The sequence below is a fragment of the Streptomyces sp. Alt3 genome (assembly GCF_030719215.1).
Lineage (GTDB): Bacteria > Actinomycetota > Actinomycetes > Streptomycetales > Streptomycetaceae > Streptomyces > Streptomyces glycanivorans.
On the sequence record NZ_CP120983.1, the window covers coordinates 8,179,399 to 8,196,008 of the forward strand.

General features: G+C 69.4%; 15 protein-coding genes and 3 pseudogenes. 6 read left to right on the forward strand and 12 right to left on the reverse strand.

What is annotated here, in order from left to right; translation table 11 throughout:
* Nucleotides 1–127 precede the first annotated feature (127 nt).
* Complete coding sequence (locus P8A20_RS36350; protein ID WP_306105238.1) at nucleotides 128–1,249, forward strand: NADAR family protein; 1,122 nt, start codon at nucleotides 128–130, stop codon at nucleotides 1,247–1,249.
* Nucleotides 1,250–1,556: 307 nt separating this feature from the next.
* Nucleotides 1,557–2,006: a hypothetical protein gene (locus P8A20_RS36355; protein WP_306105032.1), complete on the forward strand. Its 450-nt coding sequence runs from the start codon at nucleotides 1,557–1,559 to the stop codon at nucleotides 2,004–2,006.
* A gap of 97 nt (nucleotides 2,007–2,103) precedes the next feature.
* Here the strand turns inward: P8A20_RS36355 and P8A20_RS36360 are convergent.
* A pseudogene (locus P8A20_RS36360) lies at nucleotides 2,104–2,223 on the reverse strand (IS5/IS1182 family transposase); the annotation flags it as partial.
* 287 nt (nucleotides 2,224–2,510) lie between these two features.
* Between P8A20_RS36360 and P8A20_RS36365 the strand changes: the two are divergent.
* Nucleotides 2,511–2,843 (forward strand): putative type II toxin-antitoxin system PemK/MazF family toxin, encoded by a 333-nt coding sequence (locus P8A20_RS36365; RefSeq protein ID WP_147964451.1) that lies wholly within the window; start codon nucleotides 2,511–2,513, stop codon nucleotides 2,841–2,843.
* A gap of 112 nt (nucleotides 2,844–2,955) precedes the next feature.
* Here the strand turns inward: P8A20_RS36365 and P8A20_RS36370 are convergent, their stop codons facing one another.
* On the reverse strand, nucleotides 2,956–3,180 hold the full coding sequence (locus P8A20_RS36370) for a hypothetical protein (RefSeq protein ID WP_147964291.1): 225 nt from the start codon (nucleotides 3,178–3,180) through the stop codon (nucleotides 2,956–2,958).
* 277 nt (nucleotides 3,181–3,457) lie between these two features.
* Nucleotides 3,458–4,615: a serine hydrolase domain-containing protein gene (locus P8A20_RS36375; protein ID WP_147964290.1), complete on the reverse strand. Its 1,158-nt coding sequence runs from the start codon at nucleotides 4,613–4,615 to the stop codon at nucleotides 3,458–3,460.
* 302 nt (nucleotides 4,616–4,917) lie between these two features.
* On the opposite strand from P8A20_RS36375, the gene P8A20_RS36380 reads away from it, so the two are divergent.
* Entirely contained in the window at nucleotides 4,918–6,942 is a 2,025-nt protein-coding gene (locus P8A20_RS36380; RefSeq protein WP_306105033.1) for an NACHT domain-containing protein, read from the forward strand.
* Between the two features lie 134 nt (nucleotides 6,943–7,076).
* Here the strand turns inward: P8A20_RS36380 and P8A20_RS36385 are convergent, their stop codons facing one another.
* From P8A20_RS36385 to P8A20_RS36400, 4 genes and pseudogenes are all read right to left on the reverse strand, one after another.
* Nucleotides 7,077–7,781: a TetR/AcrR family transcriptional regulator gene (locus tag P8A20_RS36385; protein WP_306105034.1), complete on the reverse strand. Its 705-nt coding sequence runs from the start codon at nucleotides 7,779–7,781 to the stop codon at nucleotides 7,077–7,079.
* A gap of 104 nt (nucleotides 7,782–7,885) precedes the next feature.
* Nucleotides 7,886–9,427 (reverse strand): FAD-dependent oxidoreductase, encoded by a 1,542-nt coding sequence (locus P8A20_RS36390; protein ID WP_306105035.1) that lies wholly within the window; start codon nucleotides 9,425–9,427, stop codon nucleotides 7,886–7,888.
* 125 nt (nucleotides 9,428–9,552) lie between these two features.
* A pseudogene (locus P8A20_RS36395) lies at nucleotides 9,553–9,768 on the reverse strand (winged helix-turn-helix transcriptional regulator); the annotation flags it as partial.
* A 134-nt stretch (nucleotides 9,769–9,902) separates the two neighbouring features.
* Nucleotides 9,903–10,316, reverse strand: coding sequence for a hypothetical protein (locus P8A20_RS36400; RefSeq protein WP_306105036.1), 414 nt, complete (start codon nucleotides 10,314–10,316; stop codon nucleotides 9,903–9,905).
* Nucleotides 10,317–10,790: 474 nt separating this feature from the next.
* Between P8A20_RS36400 and P8A20_RS36405 the strand changes: the two are divergent.
* A pseudogene (locus P8A20_RS36405) lies at nucleotides 10,791–11,399 on the forward strand (Tn3 family transposase); the annotation flags it as partial.
* A gap of 91 nt (nucleotides 11,400–11,490) precedes the next feature.
* Here P8A20_RS36405 and P8A20_RS36410 read toward each other — a convergent pair.
* The 3 genes from P8A20_RS36410 to P8A20_RS36420 all read right to left on the reverse strand — a co-directional run bounded on the left by P8A20_RS36410 (nucleotide 11,491) and on the right by P8A20_RS36420 (nucleotide 13,171).
* The gene (locus tag P8A20_RS36410) at nucleotides 11,491–12,348 is read right to left on the reverse strand and encodes an aldo/keto reductase (RefSeq protein WP_306105038.1); all 858 of its coding nucleotides are present in this window, start codon (nucleotides 12,346–12,348) and stop codon (nucleotides 11,491–11,493) included.
* Nucleotides 12,345–12,779, reverse strand: a complete 435-nt coding sequence (locus P8A20_RS36415) for a cupin domain-containing protein (RefSeq protein ID WP_147961013.1) — start codon at nucleotides 12,777–12,779, stop codon at nucleotides 12,345–12,347. The genes P8A20_RS36410 and P8A20_RS36415 overlap by 4 nt, the downstream gene beginning before the upstream one ends.
* A 71-nt stretch (nucleotides 12,780–12,850) precedes the next feature.
* A complete protein-coding gene (locus P8A20_RS36420) occupies nucleotides 12,851–13,171 on the reverse strand; it encodes a carboxymuconolactone decarboxylase family protein (protein ID WP_147961012.1) in 321 nt (106 codons plus the stop codon).
* A gap of 222 nt (nucleotides 13,172–13,393) precedes the next feature.
* Here P8A20_RS36420 and P8A20_RS36425 point away from each other — a divergent pair, with 222 nt between their 5' ends.
* The gene (locus P8A20_RS36425) at nucleotides 13,394–14,281 is read left to right on the forward strand and encodes a helix-turn-helix transcriptional regulator (protein ID WP_147961011.1); all 888 of its coding nucleotides are present in this window, start codon (nucleotides 13,394–13,396) and stop codon (nucleotides 14,279–14,281) included.
* 221 nt (nucleotides 14,282–14,502) lie between these two features.
* On the opposite strand, the gene P8A20_RS36430 is transcribed toward P8A20_RS36425, so the two are convergent.
* Nucleotides 14,503–15,006 (reverse strand): GNAT family N-acetyltransferase, encoded by a 504-nt coding sequence (locus P8A20_RS36430; protein ID WP_306105039.1) that lies wholly within the window; start codon nucleotides 15,004–15,006, stop codon nucleotides 14,503–14,505.
* Nucleotides 15,007–15,371: 365 nt separating this feature from the next.
* On the reverse strand, nucleotides 15,372–16,577 hold the full coding sequence (locus P8A20_RS36435; RefSeq protein WP_306105040.1) for an MFS transporter: 1,206 nt from the start codon (nucleotides 16,575–16,577) through the stop codon (nucleotides 15,372–15,374).
* Nucleotides 16,578–16,610: the final 33 nt, after the last annotated feature.

Consider the following 16,610-nt stretch of genomic DNA (forward strand, 5'->3'; position numbering starts at 1 on the left):
ACGCATCCCCCAGCCCGTGCGCGCGGGCGGCATCGGCCTGCAGTTCCTCACCGACGACTTCCAGGGCAGCCTATGCGCGTGCGGAAAATCCCCGACCGCGCAACAGCGGCTGCGACACAATCGTCGGATGATCGGCAACAAGACCACGCATCGCACTGCGGACGGCGTTCGCATACCCGGCACCTGGCGCCACGCCTTCATCCGCAACGGCGGCACGCACTTCCTCACCGACCTGTTCATCTACGCCGACGGGCTCATCGACTGCTGGGAACTGGTCACCCTCGAGGAGTTCCAGGACAAGCTCCGCAGCGGCTGGGTTGCCACCACCCTGCCGGACGGCGCTGAGGCATCCGCGTTCGAACTCGCCAGCTGGACCTTCAGCGAGCCTCACAGCTACCTCACCCCCGACCTGCTGGTCGCCGAAATTCGGGACACCATCGACCAGCTCAACGGGCGCCCGGATTCGACGGGCCGATGCCTCGCCGCCGTCGACACCTTCCTTGCCGACCGGACAGAGGAGAACCGAGCCGCAGCCCGCAACGCCTTCCTCGCCATCCCGATCTCGCGGCGCCGCTACGCACTGGGCGACATGGACAGCAAAGACTGGCCGCTGCGAGTTCTGGTAGCGGGACCCGGCGGCGAAACGTACATCCCGGCCGATGGGCCGATCATGCAGGAAAACTACGACAGGGCCGTCGCCTACTTCGAAGAACGGGCGCGATGGGCCGCTGAACGAGCCGCACGCGTCCCGGCAGACGGACCAGTGATCTCCTTCGCCCCGGCGATCAAGCTCTACCACACGTATCCGAGCAAATCGGTCGATGCCCCGGGATTCCGGGGCTTGCGCAACGACTACCCGGCCCCGATCGTCGTCGGCGAGGTCAGTTACCCATCTGCTGCCCACGCCTACTGGGCGCTGTCAGTCGCTGACCTCGAGGTCCAAACCGCGATCGCCACGGCAGAGACCCATGCCGACGCACGCAAGTCCGCGACCGCGGCAGCGCAGCGTGAGGGCTGGCAGCACGCCCGCACCGCGGTGATGACGGCCCTACTGCGCGCGAAGTACGACCAGCACCCCGACCTGGCCGAGATCCTGCTGACCACGGACGACGCCACCGTGATCTACGACGACGCCGACTCGGACTTCTGGGGAGACAACGCCGGCCGCGGCCGCAACTGGGCAGGCCGTCTCCTGGAACTCGTACGCTCGGAGCTGCAGGCGCAGCGGGCCGGCATCGCGGGGCTGTGAGGGGCCGCCCGCCGCTCGATACCGAGCGACTACATTCCGGCCTGGAAAGAGGAACACAAAAAGTCCCACACCGCGCCGCGACACAGACGAGGTGTTTGAAGACACTGCCTAACTAAGTTAGGGCGTGTCCGATGGGTCGTGTGAGCTGATCAGAGTCGGGGCTTACGCGCAGATGAGTTTCTCCGAAGGCGCCGTCGTCGGGCTCGCTGGGACTGGGATTTTGTCGCCAATCCGCCCGCCCTTGCATGCGTCGGCCGGTTGAGGAATTCGGTTGCGGTGGATCAGGCGGACGCGGTGATACTCCGGTATGAGTAGAGATGCCGAGGTCATCGTGCTCGCCCGTTGGTCGGACGAGGTGATGGAACCGCTGACCCAGGACGACCCGGAACGCACGTGGCGAGGACGCTTCGTCCCGATAGCGGGGCACTGGGGCTACGAGTTCGGGTGGGCCCTGGAGTTCGAGAAAGTGCGCGCTCGCAAGGGCCTGCTCAGACACCTGGAGTCGCTGCCGTGGCCGCATCCGCATACGGTCCAAGTTCTGCTTCGCGACCAGGACGACGACTGCTTCGGGCTCTGGATGTTCCAGGAGGGCCGGCTGGTGGAAGTCACCATTGCGCGCACCGAGCGTTTTCACCAGCCGGCACGGCCCGACGAGGATTTCGAACCCGACCCTGGCATGCTGCTGCGCACCGACCAGAACACGGCTCTGCCCGAGCAGACTCCAGAAGCACGCCGCGACAACCGCTCACCCTGGTAGACCGAGTCGGCAGCTCATCGTGGGACGTCAGGGCTGTCGACGCGCGCCTACTCAGCGCACTGCGCCACCACAACCCAGGTGCCGACAACGAGGCGTCTCACTGCGGGCGGAGCCGTAGGCGGATCGCGGCCACGGTGACCGTCCCGTGGAAGACGTACGCCCGTTTGGCGAAGCGCGTGGCGACGGCTCGGAAGTTCTTGAGCCGGTTGATGGTCCGCAAGTCGCACGTGGCCATCATGGCCCGCAGCAGTTCGTCCGTGATCGGGGGCGCCCTGTCAACCGCGCCGTCCCGCGACAGGGTTCGACCCGGGCGAAGCGCCCCCGCGATCCGGCTCATCAGGCCCTCGAGCGCGTCCCGCCAACGGGCGGGTTCTATGCTGTGACCCGCGGCCACCCTGTCTTCGTCAGTCCACACAACTCACGATGATCAACGGTGGTCGCACCCGTCTCCACAACGCGTCAGGGTCGCGCAGTCACGCCTGCCGTCCTGAGTCAGGAGGACATGTGCAACGTGGCGAAGTCTGGTGGGTGGAGTTCGACGAGCGGCGGCTGGTCGTACTGCTGGCGGCAGACGACGGGTCCAGGATCCGGGCGATGCAGGTCGTCACTCCTGCGGGCGTCGACATCAGCGGTCTCGGCTTCGAAGTGCAAGTAGGTGCCATGGAGGGACTGCCCTTTGAAGGCGTGCTGCGGTTCGCGCTCCCGCGCCCGGGCTTCACCCCCTGCACGTGGCTGACCACTCTGTCCCAGGGCGATCTGATCGAGCGAGCGTGCGTCCTGTCCTCAGCGAAGCTCGGCGAGATCGAGGACGCCCTCCGTCTCGTTGAACTCGGGTAGGCGGAGAGGCGCCACTCATCATCGAGATCACGATCTACGGCTGGAGTATCAGTGTTCAGGGCCGCCCGAAGGCGTGACCCGTCACGACGGTGGTCGCTCGGCTGCTGGTGGCCTACCGCCGGCAGGTGGCGACGATCACAAGCAGGAGGAACGCGATCCCGAGCATCGACAGGCACCCGAGGGAGTTGGGGTTCTTCTGGTTGATCTCGACGATGCCGCCGAGTACGAGCCTGGGGTGGTTTTCGGCGTAGTGGGCAGCCGCGAGATCGCCGACCTCGGACTCGGTGGTCCACCGGGTGGCAAACCTGCATTCGCCGCACCGGTACCGGTGTGCCATGTCAACTCCTTGGTGCCGTGGGACATGGGGATGAGGGGGAGTGCGTGAACACCGAGCGCCGGCGTACGAAGAGCCTGGCCCGGAGGGCGCCCTCGTAGGCAAGGGGAGGAAGAGGGGAGTGCGTGGCAGGGCGTGTGCTGGACGGGCGGGGTGTCGCCCTCCCCGTCGCGTCGCCCCTCCGGGAGACGGGGCCGACGCGACGTGCACACCGGCCACGTCAGATGGTGGTGGAACGGTGCGGCGAGGGGCACAGCGCCACTGACGCTGTGTGCCGGCGTCAGTCGCGCTGTGGTGCGTCCTCGCACAGCGCCGTGTCCATCAACTGCCGTAGCTGCGCGTCCGGGCGGCCGACCTGCATCAGCAGGTTGGTGACGATGGAGACGTAGCGGCCGTCGTCCATGGTCAGGGTGAAGGTCTCGTAGCCCGGGACACCACCGGAGTGGCCCCGCGCCGTGCCGCCGCAGGAGGGCTCGTACGTCTGGAGGCCCAGACCGTAGCCCGTGCCGGTGTTCACCTGTCGTGCAGTGCGCATCTCGGCAAGGCTCTTCGCGGAGAGGACCTTTCCGGTGGCCAGCGCTTGATAGAAGGCGCTCAGGTCCTCCAGCGTGGAGACCATGGCTCCCGTGCTGCTGAACAGCGAGGGGTCGTGCGAGACCGCCGGCACCCACACGTGGAAGGAGCCCACCCGGACGCCGTGGTAGCCGTTGACGGCCGGCGTGGGCAGGGCGCGGTCACCGGGTGCGGGGAAGAGGGTGTGGGGCAGATCGAGCGGTTCGATGACGCGTTCGGTCACGGCCTTGTGCACCGGCTGCCCCGTCAGTTTCTCGATGAGCATTCCGAGGATGTAGTAGTCGGTGTTGGAGTAGGTGAAGCCTTCGCCGGGGGCTGAGACCGGAGGCGAGGCGTCCAGCGCGTACCGCACCACCGCCGACAGGCTGAAGGTGCCGTCCGGGTTCGACGGAGGCGTCTTCAGCCCGGGGGAGGGGGTGTAGGCGCCGATACCGCCGGTGTGCTGCAGCAGATGGCGCACGGTGATGCGGGTGCCGTCGTAGCCGTTGCCGGTGACGACACCGGGCAGGTAGTCATCGATCGGCGCGTCCAGTGAGACGCGGCCCTCTTCGGCCAGCTGCAGCACCACCACCGCTGTGAAGGTCTTGGTCTGACTGCCGATACGGATGTGTTCGTCGGCCTTGACGGGCCGGTTGGCGTTGACGGTTCCCGTACCCGCCGACAGGGTCCAGGACTCGCTGCCGTTTCCGGCGTGGACTGCGGCGCCCGGCCCCGCCGCCGCCTGGAACGCCTTGAGCGCGGCGAGCGTGTCGGAGTGGTCGGACTCGGCGGTGGCGGCCTGTGCCGCCGAGCTGGACAGCGTCAGTACCGTCGCGCACACGGCGCCGATGACGGAGGCCAGTTTCTTACCGTTTCGGGTGTTCATTCGGTGTCCGCTCCTCGGAGAGGTCTCGCTCGGTCGGGTTGGAGCCGTTCCTGCCGGATCAGTTCTCGGCGGCGGTTTCGAAGGCGGCCTCCAAGCGCGGGACGTAGTCCGCGTAGGCCGGGCCCCAGCACCCGTAGGTGTGGCTGCCGTCGCACTGGGGGGGACAGGGAGGTGCCGTTGCCGTAGTCGACGAGCCGGCTGGGGATGCCGAGCAGGTCCAAGCGGTTCTTGACCGTGCGGGCGGCCGTCGCCGGCAGCGGGAAGAAAAACATCGTCGCGTCCATGACCCGTTCCCGCTGCCCGTGCGATACCAGCCGGCTCCCGCCGCTCTGATGGACCGTCCGGAGAACATCCAGCGCCTGCAGCCGGGAGCACCTGCCCGGGTTCTGGATCTGAACGGCGACCTGCGGACTGTCGCCGACACCTATCGGAGTGTCGAGTCGCAGCGACTGGTCATTCTCGGTCGCGCCGGCTCGGGGAAGTCCATCCTGGCCATCGAGTTCGTCCTCGAGCTCCTCGCGACCCCGAGTTCCTCTCTCCGGGTGCCGGTCATTCTCAGCATCGGATCCTGGGACCCAGTGACCGTCACACCGCGGGACCTATTGGTCGACCATCTTCTACGGGACCACCCGCATCTGGCCCGTACGACTCCCGAGGGTGCGACGCTGGCCGCCGAACTCGTCGACTCCGATCTGATTCTGCCCGTCCTGGACGGTTTCGACGAGCTCGCCGAAGCCCTGCGCGGCCCCGCGTTGGAAGCACTCAACTCCACGTCCCACCCGGTGGTCCTGACCAGCCGGCAGGACGAGTACGCCCGAGCGGTCCGCGACGTGCACGCGCCTCTGGTGCTGGCAGCCTGCGTCGAACTCGCCGACCTGACCGTCGAGGATCTGGCCGAGTACCTGCCCCGGACCGACCGCCTCGGCCACTCCCTGGGCAGCCGTGGTGCCACAGGAGTGTGGGATGCCGTTCTGGACGAACTGCGGGTCCGTGACACCCCGGCGAGCAGCCGGCTCGGACAGGTCCTGGGCACGCCCCTGATGGCCACCCTGGCGCGGACGATGTACAGCGAAGTGCCCGGCAACGACCCCGTCGAACTGCTTGACACCGCGAGCTTTCCCACCGGGCGCCACCTCGAGGAACATCTGTTGGCGAATTTCGTGCCCACGGTCTACCGGCACCGCACCCCCGAACGGGCCGACCCCGCCCCCGGACAGCGTAACCACGACCCTGCCCAAGCCGAACGCTGGCTCGGCTACCTCGCCCACAGCCTGACCACCGGTGCCCACGAGCGTCGAGACCTTGCCTGGTGGCGCCTCGGCGCGTCCGTACGGCTTCCGATGCGCGTTCTGCACACCGCGCTGATCGGCGGACTGTGCATGTTCGCGGCCAACTGGCTTGTGGTATTTTTCGCCGTTTCCATCGGGTACATGCCCTTCGTGCAGAGGCCGGCGATGCTCGAGGTGGCGATGTTCGGGCTCTGTTCTGCGGTCGTCTTCGGTATCGCGCACTCTGCCCTTGCCGCGGTGGGCCGTACCGTGGCCGTTCCGACCCAGGTACGACTCAGGCTGGCGGCCATGGCCCCCCGGGTCGAGCACAGGCCGGTTCGCGAGATCCTCACGCGCTCCGGTGTCGGGCTGCTGGGCGGCTCCGTACTGGGGGTGGCACATGCCTGGACGAACGCAACGTTTCGCGCACTGGCCGGAACCTTCCCGCGCGCGGATCTGATCAGCGCGGCGATTCAGGACACGCTGGTCCTGGGACTGGTCTTCGGCCTGACGGCCGGCTTGTCCTTCGGACTCGTCGCAGCTTTCGAGGTGCCCGTGGACATCGCCGCCGCGGCCACGCCGGTGCGGCTGCTGTCCGTCAACCGGTCAACCGCCACCCGGCAGTTCCTCGTGCTTGCTGCCGCTGTCACCGGCGGACTCGCTGTCTGCGGACATGTCATCGTGGGTCTGCTCCAGCAGGTGCTGCCCTGGACGATGGTGTGGCCGCTGGACGCGGCTCTGCTTCTGGGGGCGGTCGGCGGGCTGGGCGGCTCGGCGGCATACGTGCTCGCACTCACGGCGTGGGGGCAGTGGCTGACGATGGCCCGGTTCTGGTTGCCGCTGACGCGCAGGCTGCCGTGGGACACCGCCGCCTTCCTGGACGACGCCTATCGCCGGGGGGTGCTGCGGCAGGCCGGTGCCGTGTACCAGTTCCGGCACATCCGGCTGCAGCAACACCTCGCTCGCGTCCACGGCCGCTCCGGCCGCGTCACCAGCAATGTGAAACCGGGCCCGAGGCGCCGCGCATCCGATGGGAGGGCGTCGCCGGAAGGCCGTTGAGGGGCTGCTCGGCAGTGGCGGCGTGAGCCGCTCGGCGGGCCTGCCCACCCCTGAATGAGGCGATGGTTTCAGTGGCGAGATGGCGTCTTCCCTGCAGGCCGGTCCGCGCCAGGTCGGCCTCTTTTCCCCCGAAGCTACGGTGAAGCGTCCTTCTGCCTTGCGAGTCCTTCGAGGAGGAGGCCGAGACCGAAGGCGAACTCGTCGTCGGGTGTGACCGCGGTGAGGCTCTCGGCCGTGGCGGCGATGGCGGGGTGGGTGGTGGGATCGAGGTCACGGTAGTAGTCCGCGAGGGGCGCGCCGTCGGATTCGCGCTGCTGGACGGCGAAGCCGATGACGTAGTGGCCGACGGCGGTGAAGGCACGGGCGGCCAGAGCGGGTTGCAGGCCGTGGCGGAGGAGTGCGGCGAGGACGCGCTCGCGCTGGGCGAGGGCGTTGGGGCCGACCGGGACGTGGTCCATGAGGGTCGGCAGGAGGCTGGGGTGCCGGGTGAGGACAGCGCGCACCTGATGCCCCATGGTGCTCAGGACGTCCCTCCAGCCGGCGGGAGCTGCTGGAGGGACGGTGCCGGCTTCGCCGAGGGCGAGGTCGACGGTCAGAGCGAGGATCTCGTCCTTGTTGGCGAAGTGCCGGTAGAGAGTGGCGGTACTTGAGCCGAGGGCGTCGGCGAGGGTGCGCAAGGAGAAGGCGTGGACGCCGTGCTCGTCGATCAGGCGTAGGGCGGTGGCGACCATGTGGTCGGTGTCGAGCGAGGGCCGGCCGCGGCCCCGGCGGGGAGCAGTCGGCGAGGCGGTGCGCCGGAGCCACCAGGCCGGGCTTCCGGGTGCGGGGGTGCTGGTCATGCGGTGTCCTTCTCGCGCGGGGCCTGGTTCGCGGGGTGGTCGCGGTCCACGTTAGCGGGCGCGGGACCATCGGGGATGCGGCCGTGCTGCCTGCGGCCCCGAGGTCAGGTCGCCGGTGGGGCGGGGGTGAGCCGGCTGAGGGTTTCGGTGAGGCCGGCTCCGGGGGGCGCGGGGGTGCCCGGTCGGTGGATGTGGGCGATGTAGCCGTCGGGGCGGACCAGGACGAGGGTGTCGTCAGTGATCCCGTAGGCGGTCAGGAGGGACGCCTCGTCGGGAGTGCTCGCGGTGGTGGCGCCCGGAAGGGTGTGGCGGTGCAGGGGTGCGCCGGCGGCGGGCCAGTCGAGAGAGGCGAGCGCTGCACCGGCCCCGGCGCCGAAGGCGAGGGCGGTGAAGTGGGGGCCGCGGTAGAGGTCGAAGAGGTGGCCGCCGGCGGGCAGGGGAGCATCGGGGGCACGGTCGCCGGGGCGCAGGGCGGCGGTGGAGGCGGCGTCGGACGGGGCCAGGGGGCCGCCGAAGTAGGACAGGCCGAGCTGGCGTTCCTCGTCGCCGCGGGTCAGGGCGCGGGTGCGCGGCTTCTTGAGTCCGGCGTAGAGCTCGGTGGAGCGGCCCAGGACTTTGGCTGCGACCGGGCGGCGTTCACCCTGGTAGGTGTCGAGCAGGCTGTCGGGAGCTCCGGCGAGGACCTGCTGGAGCTTCCAGCCGAGGTTGTAGGCGTCCTGGACGCCGGTGTTGAGTCCTTGGGCTCCGGCGGGGGTGTGGACGTGGGCGGCGTCGCCGGCGATGAGCAGGCGGCCGTTGCGGTAGCGGTCGGCAAGGCGGATGTTGGGCCGGAAGACGGAGGCCCAGGTCAGGCCGTGCAGGCGCAGTGAGCGTCCGGCCCGGCGCTTCAGCAGGGCGGCCAGGGTCTCCTCGGTGAGTTCGGCGGGGTCGTCGGGCCCGATGGTGATCATGAGCTGGAAGAGGTCGCCCCCGGGCAGGGGGCAGGCGGCGACGGTACGGCCGCCGGTGCGGGGCCAGACGTGCCAGCGGTCCGGGGAGAGGCCGTCCACACGGGCGTCCGCGATGATCATTCGGTCGGCCTCGTCGGTGCTGCCCTCGAAGGCGGCCCCGATGGCCTTGCGGACCGTGCTGCCGCCACCGTCGGCCCCGACGACGAACCGGGCGCGCAGCAGTCGGCCGTCGTCGGTGGTGACGGTGGCAGCGTCCTGGTCCTGGGTGAACTTCTCTGCGGTGACGCCGAATTCAACCGTGCCACCCTGGTCCAGCACGGCGCGGTGGAGCAGGGCGGTCGTGGCGTACTGGGGCAGCAGCAGGATGTCCGGGTAGGGGGTCGCGGCGGCGGCCGGGGCAGGGTGCTGCATCTGCCACGTCTTGGTGAAGGGGCCTATGTGCAGGCCCATCGGCGGGTACGGGCCGCCGACGGCCCTGGCTTCCGCGGCGACCCCGAGATCGTCGAGGACCTCCAAGGTGCGTGGTTGCACGCCCTTGGCCCGTGACCCTTCGAAGGTTCCCGCGCCGCGCTCCAGTACGCGTGCGGAGATGCCGCGGCGGGCGAGGTCCAGGGCGAGGGCCAGGCCCACGGGTCCGGCTCCGACCACGACGACGTCTGCGTCCGTAGGCGTGCCATTGCACTGTTGATCGACCATGGCCACTCCATATGTCTGTTCGAGGTAGATTCTTTCGCTTTATGGATACAGCGTAGCCGTAAATCGGGGTGTCCGGCCCCCGGTCGGTGGTAGCGGTGGTACGTGCCGTGAGGGTCGAGGACGTGTCGGGGCTCTTCGCGCGGGGTGGCGAAGACGAGGGCCTCGAAGCCCAGGTCGACGGCGGTGCGGTAGCCGCGGATGACGCCCTCGAGTTCGAGGTGGCGCAGTCGGCGGTGGCAGGGCGAGACGCTGAGCTGCACGCGGGTAGCCAGCTCGGCCGTAAGACGGCTGTGGGTGGCTGCGGCTGGAGAGAACGCGGACGCCTCCCGGTTGCCGGTCATGCTCGAGGGGCCGGGATCAGCGGCCTGAACCCGAAGGCGCTGCTGCTGCTCATTCTGCGGCCGGCTCGACATCGACGTGTGGAGGAGATCGAGTGACGGCACGACGATGGTGTCGCCGGCCTCGGCCGCACCCGCTACGGGCGTGCGTCGAGGCGGTGCTGAAGGTCGCCGTCCGGCCCGAACACGTCGATGAGGTACCCCTCGTCCAGATTCACGTTCTCCTCGCGCTTCAGGTAGTCGGTGAGCGAGACCTTCAGGCGGTCGAAGGGTTCGGCGTCCTCGTCCGCGCTGCGCGTCCACACTGTCAGCAACGGCACGCCAGCGGGGCCGTCGGCACGCTGGATGCCGTACACGTCCTTGTTTCCGCTCGATTCTCGGTAGTGGTCGGCCAGCTGCATGGCGGAGTCGGGGGCGACCGTGGTGGTGGCGGTCGGCTGTGGGAACTCGGTGGAGTGGTCCCTGGCCGTGCCGGAGTCCAGGGTGCAGCCACCCAGTAAGGGCAGGGCCACGGCGAACGGGATGACGGTAAGGCGCACCATTCTTCTCATGACGCCATGGTCCCAATCGGCGCAGCTCGGCGGGACCGCTTCGCCCTGTTCCCGCCGAGCGCCGCGGCCGGCGCGGTCAGGGGCGGGACTGGAGCAGCGCGCCGGGGCGCAGGGGTGCGCCGAAGACCTGCCGGACGAGGGTGCGGTGCGCGGAGTGCAGGGTGCGTACGGCGGCCCGGGTCGGTCCGGGCTTGGGCGGTTCCTCGCCGGGGGCGTCTCCAGGCGCAGAGGGAGGCCGAGGTGTTCGGCGAAGGAGTTCCACGTCTGGATGTGGGCGCGCTGGCTGTTGCCTGCGGCGACGGCGACGGCGACGGCGACGGGTCCGGGGAGGGTGTTGCGTCTGCGGGTTCGGCCGGCGGCTGCGAGTGTGACCTCTACCTGACCTGTGCGAAGTTCGTCACCACGCCCGAGTACGCGCCGCGGTTGCGGACACGTCGCCAGGTCGAGGAAACCCTCGCCCTGGACGCCGCCGAATCCCGCAACCGCGTGAACCTGAACACGGTGATCACGCACTGGCCGGACATGCTGAAGGTCGCCGGTTCCCTGGTCACCAACCAGGTCCGCGCCTACGACCTGCTGCGCGTGTTCGGACGCGACGGCCGCCCGAATCCACTGGGGACAGCGTTCGCGAAGTACGGGCGGATCGCGAAGACCGAGCACCTGCTGCGGCCGGTCGATTCGGTGGACACCACCTACCACCGGCAGATGAACCGGCAGCTCACCGTGCAGGAGTCACGCCACAAGCTGGCGAGGGACGTGTGCCACGGCAAGCGCGGCACTGTCCACCAGGCCTACCGGGACGGCATGGAGGGCCAGCTCGGCGCGCTCGGCCTGGTCCTCGACGCCATCATGCTCCGGACGACGAAGTTCATCGACGCCGCCGTCGCCCAGTTCCGCACCGAGGGCCATGAGATCCGCGACGAGGACATCGCCCGCCTCTCCCCGCTCAAGCACCGCAACCCCAACCTGCTCGGCCGCTACAGCTTCACCGCCGGCATCCCGACCGCCGGCGCCCTGCGCCCGCTGCGCGACCCGGACACGCCGGAGCTGGGCGAGGACGACGGCGGGGGCGATCCGGCTTAGGCCGTCTCGCTTGGACCGGATGGCATGTGGGCCGTCGGGCGCGGTGCGTCGTGACCGATCCGTGCCGGAGCGAGGTGGCGCTCCTGTGGCGTCACTTGCCGCTGAAGACGGGGAAGGCGCTGTGGTCGCCGTAGTCCACATCGCGCAGGCCCCGCAGAGCGCCCATGTCCGTTCCGGAGACCTCGAAGTCGACGTCGGCGTTGGAGCGCATGTGCTCGGGGTTTGCCGTCTTGGGCAGTGACACCGTGCCCAGCTGGAGGGGGTAGCGGATGCAGAGCTGGGGGACGGACACGCCGTACTTCTCGGCCAGCGCCTGGACCTCGGCGTTCTCAAGGATCGCTCCGTGGGCGATCGGCGAGTACGCCTCGACGAGGATCTGCTGACTCTCGCAGTAGGTCAGAAGCTCGGCGGGGGTGTTCCCGGCGTGGACGAGCAGCTGGTTCACGTGGGGGACGACGGTCGCGCCCTGGAGGATGTTCTCCAGGTCGTGCTGCTGGAAGTTGGAGACGCCGATCGCCCGGATCTTCCCGGCCTGGTGGGCCTCCTCCAGGGCACGCCACGCGGCGCGGTTGCCCTGGGCGTAGTCGCCGCCGCGGAAGTCGTCCCACGGCTGCGGGCTGTGGATCAGCATCAGGTCGACGTGGTCCAGGCCCAGCTTCTGGAGCGACTCGTTGATCGAGGTGACCGCCTGGTCGTAGTCCTTGATCTCGGCGGCGAGCTTGGTCGAGACGAACAGGTCCTCGCGCGGCACGCCCGAGGTGCGCACTCCCTCGCCGACTCCGCGCTCGTTGCCGTATGCCTGGGCGGTGTCGATGTTGCGGTAGCCGATCTGGACGGCAGCGCGGACCGCGTCGGCCGCCTTGTCGTCGTCGATGAACCAGGTGCCGAGCCCCAGCTTGGGGATCTGGACACCGTTGGACAGCGTGTAGGTCTCGTTCAGGATGGTCATGCGTTCGCTCCGTTCTTCGGCAGCTTGCCGTACACCTCGTCGGTGACCGGGTCGAGCCATTCGTTGCTGACACCTTCGCCCGGGGTGATGTAGGCGAGGTGGGAGAACCACGCATCGGCCTTCGCGCCGTGCCAGTGTTTCGTGCCGGCGGGGACGCGGATCACCGTGCCCGGCTCCATGCTGATGGGGTCCTCGCCCTCTGCCTGGTACCAGCCGCTTCCGGCCGTGCACAGCAGGATCTGGTCACCGCCGCCGTTCGTGCCGTGGTGGATGTGCCAGTTGTTGCGGCAGCTCGGCTCGAAGGAGACGTTGCTGACGGGGACGCTGCCCGAGGCGAGCGGCGCCAGGTAGCTCTGGCCGATGAAGTACTGCGCGTAGGCGTCGTTCTTCTCGCCGAGCGGGAAGATCTGGTCGAATCCGTTGCCGGCCATCTTGTTCCTCTTCCTTGGTTCACTACGCCCCGCTGAGCGGGGCGGGGCGATTCTGCTGCTCGCGCCGGGGATCAGGCGGAGCGCTCGTCCGCGATCTTCTTCAGCAGGGTGATCGCGGTCATGGCGTTGGGCCATCCGGCGTAGAACGCCAGGTGCGTGATCGCCTCGGACAGCTCCTCGATCGTGAGCCCGTTGTCCAGGGCCACACCCAGGTGGTAGGGCAGCTGCTCGCTGCGGTAGAGGGCGGCCAGCACACTGACCGTGACCAGGCTGCGGTCCCGCGGGGAGAGCCCGGGGCGCTCCCACACGTCCTGGAACAGGACTTCGTCGGTGACCTCGACCAGCTTCGGCGCGATACCGGCCAGCTCCTGCGGTGCGGACTGCTTCGCCATGAGGTGACTCCTTGTGGTGGTGCGGACACGAGGATGCGGCATTGCCACTGTCGGCCGCCCGGGGCCGGTAGGCATCCCGCGAAGGGGGTGCCCGCCCTCCGGGACGGGGCCGCATCTGACGCCATCGAGGGAACCGCAGCTCACAGGCGTGCGGAAGGCTCTGCCGTTCCAGGTACTGGCAGAACCTCCCAGCCGCCCCCCGCTCCTCCTAACCTGGACAACATGGACACCAGCCGCGAGATCCGAGAGTTCCTCGCCACCCGCCGCGCCAAGATCACCCCGGAGCAGGCCGGCCTGCCCGCCTTCGGCAACGGCAAGCGCAGGGTCCCCGGACTGCGCCGCGAGGAAGTCGCCCTGCTCGCCGGTGTCAGCATCGACTACTACGTCCGCCTCGAACGCGGCCAGATCGCCGGCGCCTCCGAAGAAGTACTCGACGCGCTCTGCCGCGCCCTCCAGCTCGACGACGCGGAACGCTCCCACCTGCACGACCTGGCCGCGGCCCAGCGCCAGCGACCGGCCCGTCGCACCCCACGCCGGGCCAAGGACACCGTTCCAGCCAGCCTCAAGCGGGTCCTGGAGTCCATGACCGGCTCCCCGGCCTTCATCCGCAATGGCCGCCTCGACATCCTCGCCGTCAACGACCTCGGCCGCGCCCTGTACGCACCCCTGTTCACCGCCACGGCTCCCACCCCGGTGAACATCGCCCGCTTCCAGTTCCTCGACCCCACCAGCCGCGGCTTCTTCCCCGACTGGAACGCCTCGGTCAACACCACCGTCTCCCTGCTGCGCACCGAAGCAGGCCGAGCCCCGGGCGATACCGAACTCACCGGCCTCATCGGTGAACTCGTCACCCGCAGCGACGAGTTCCGCACCGCCTGGGCCAAGCACAACGTGCGCCTGCACCACACGGGCCGCAAGGCATTCCGCCACCCGGCCATCGGCGAGATCACCCTCGACTTCGACGCCATGCAGCTGCCGGGCGACGCCGGACTGACCCTCACCGCCTACAGCGCAGAACCTGGCACCCCCGAACACGACGCCCTCATACTGCTCGCATCCTGGGCGGCAACCAGCTCGGACGAAGCCCACCAGGACGCATCCCGCCCCTGACCAGCCCCATCGGCACCGACCAGCTTCAGGACGACCTCGCGGCCTGGCAGGACAAGCTCAGCACCGTTTTGACGTCGCTGTTCCTCAGGCCCCTGCCCGGATGCCGCGCCATCTGCCCGAACGCTGCTGGAGCCCGGCGGAACGATCGCCGGCATCGTCCCGACCCCGGCCGGAATGACCAGAAGCACACTGTCCGGCCCGTTCCGTAATTCAACGACCACTCACGTGTCGGGATGCTCCGGCAGGGCGAGCCAGTCCGACCAGGAGATCTCGCGGCCGAGGAAGCGCGGCTGCTCGAACGGCCAGTCGTCGGCGATCCACTGCGGCACCAGCACGTCGAGGGCCTGCTCGACCTTGCTGCCCACCAGCTCGTCCACCACCCACCAGGCGATCTCGCCGTCCGCGCCGGCCCTCTCCGGTGGGTCGATGTAGACACAACCGAGCAGAGCTGTCTCCGCCGCGTCGAACAGCGCGTAGTTGAAGGACTGGTGTGCGGCGATCTCCTGCTCGTGCCGCAACAGGTCGGCCTGGTCGGCCTCGTAGGTCATGGTGGCCGCAGGCCAGCCCCAGGCCGGGCCGAAGACGGTCCACAGCCGCTCGCGTGAACCCATCACAGCCGGATAATCGAGCGGGGTGTCCGCCTCCCGGATCGGCCGCAGGTGATGGCCACCACCCGGCAGCGGTACCAGGACGGGATGGACGAAGTCATCGGGAAGCCAGCTCATGGCGCCCGACCGTAGCAGCACGGCACCGGCACCCTGGTCCTGGCCAAGGACAGTTCCTGGGCCTTTTCCGGTGCGACCAGGGCGCCCTGCCGGCCATGGTGCGGCGGCCGGACACCCTGATCGCAGTCGTCGGCCTGCCCGCCGACGCCTTCGACCTCGACCAGGTCACCGGCGACGCCGTCATCCGCTACGCCGACGGAAGCGGGACGGGCTGACCACAAGGGCCCAACCCGCCTGCGACGGCCGGGGCCTCCTCCTGGCCGTCGTCGTCACATCCGGCACGCCTTTTCCGCCGGCTCGTCCCGGCGGGCGGCAGATTCCGTCTTCGGGCACGCCCTGGTCCGTCCGACGGGCCATACGCGTGGTCACCGGTTGGTGCGGGTCTGCGCCTCTTGCCGTGCGGATGCGGACGCGGGTGTGGCGGTCCGGGTGCCGGGGGCGGTGGGTTCGGGCAGGGCGCGGAAGAGGAGCCAGCTCAGGGCGGGCATGGCGATCAGAGGGGTGAGGGCCGTCCTGAGGTCGGTGGTGTCGGCGAGGTGTCCCAGCAGGGGGCTCATGAGACCGCCGATGCTGACGGTGAGGCCGAGGGTGACGCCGCTGGCGGTGCCGATGCGAGAGGGCAGGTAGTCCTGGCCGAGGGTCACCTGGAGGGAGAAGGGGACGTACAGGCCGGCGGAGGTGAGGACCACGAAGAGGAACATGGCCGGGCCAGGTGCGTAGATCACTCCGGTGACGGCGGCGATGGAGAGCAGGTAGGACCAGCGGGAGACGCGGACGCGGTCGTAGCGGCCGGCCAGGGATCCGCCCAGGACCGAGCCGACGGCGCCACCCAGGAACAGCAGGAACAGGGCCACGGTCCCCGCCGTGGTGCTGCCTTGCATACGCTGCTGGGCGTAGAGGGAGATGAAGGTGCTCAGGCCGGTGAAGACGATGGAGCGGAAGACGACTGCCAGGGACAGCTTCACGAACGAGGCCACATCGTCCGCGTCCGGCGCGGCCGGTGTCCCGGCCGTGCCGGTCCGAGACCGGGCGATCAGCCGCAGGACGGGTACGCACAGGGCGGCGCCGGCGAGCGCGGGGAGAACGAGGACGGGTGTCCAGTGCAGCGAGCCGTGACCGATCGTGGCCGACACCACGAGCGGGGCGAGCGCGAAGCCGATGTTGCCGCCGAGGGAGAACCAGCTCATCGCCTTGTGGCTGCCTTTGCCGGCCAGCCGGGCCACACGGGCGGACTCCGGGTGGTAGGCGGCCACGCCGATGCCGGAGACGGCGACGAAGAACAGGGTGAGCCCGTAGGAGCCGCTCAGGCCGCTGAGCGCGATGCCCACACCGCCCAGCAGGGTGCTGACCGGCAGCAGCCACGGCATCGCCCACCGGTCGGTGAGCGCGCCGAACACCGGCTGGGCCACCGACGACAGCAGGGACGCGGCCAGCACGATGCCGGAGGCGACCGCGTAGGTGTAGTCCCGTTCGGCCACGAAGAACGGGATCAGCGCCGCTACGGCGCCCTGGTAGATGTCGACGCAGGCGTGTCCCACGGCCAGCAGCAAGATCGGTGTATTCCTTCGCACCCCTCCCATGTTGGGAGAACCGCCAGGTGTCGC

Bases quoted from the DNA above. Each gene is read 5' to 3' on its own strand.
- P8A20_RS36350 (WP_306105238.1), top strand. From the start codon at position 128: ATGATCGGCAACAAGACCACGCATCGCACTGCGGACGGCGTTCGCATA.
- P8A20_RS36355 (WP_306105032.1), top strand. From the start codon at position 1,557: ATGAGTAGAGATGCCGAGGTCATCGTGCTCGCCCGTTGGTCGGACGAG.
- P8A20_RS36370 (WP_147964291.1), bottom strand. From the start codon at position 3,180: ATGGCACACCGGTACCGGTGCGGCGAATGCAGGTTTGCCACCCGGTGG.
- P8A20_RS36375 (WP_147964290.1), bottom strand. From the start codon at position 4,615: ATGAACACCCGAAACGGTAAGAAACTGGCCTCCGTCATCGGCGCCGTG.
- P8A20_RS36385 (WP_306105034.1), bottom strand. From the start codon at position 7,781: ATGACCAGCACCCCCGCACCCGGAAGCCCGGCCTGGTGGCTCCGGCGC.
- P8A20_RS36390 (WP_306105035.1), bottom strand. From the start codon at position 9,427: ATGGTCGATCAACAGTGCAATGGCACGCCTACGGACGCAGACGTCGTC.
- P8A20_RS36400 (WP_306105036.1), bottom strand. From the start codon at position 10,316: ATGAGAAGAATGGTGCGCCTTACCGTCATCCCGTTCGCCGTGGCCCTG.
- P8A20_RS36410 (WP_306105038.1), bottom strand. From the start codon at position 12,348: ATGACCATCCTGAACGAGACCTACACGCTGTCCAACGGTGTCCAGATC.
- P8A20_RS36415 (WP_147961013.1), bottom strand. From the start codon at position 12,779: ATGGCCGGCAACGGATTCGACCAGATCTTCCCGCTCGGCGAGAAGAAC.
- P8A20_RS36420 (WP_147961012.1), bottom strand. From the start codon at position 13,171: ATGGCGAAGCAGTCCGCACCGCAGGAGCTGGCCGGTATCGCGCCGAAG.
- P8A20_RS36425 (WP_147961011.1), top strand. From the start codon at position 13,394: ATGGACACCAGCCGCGAGATCCGAGAGTTCCTCGCCACCCGCCGCGCC.
- P8A20_RS36430 (WP_306105039.1), bottom strand. From the start codon at position 15,006: ATGAGCTGGCTTCCCGATGACTTCGTCCATCCCGTCCTGGTACCGCTG.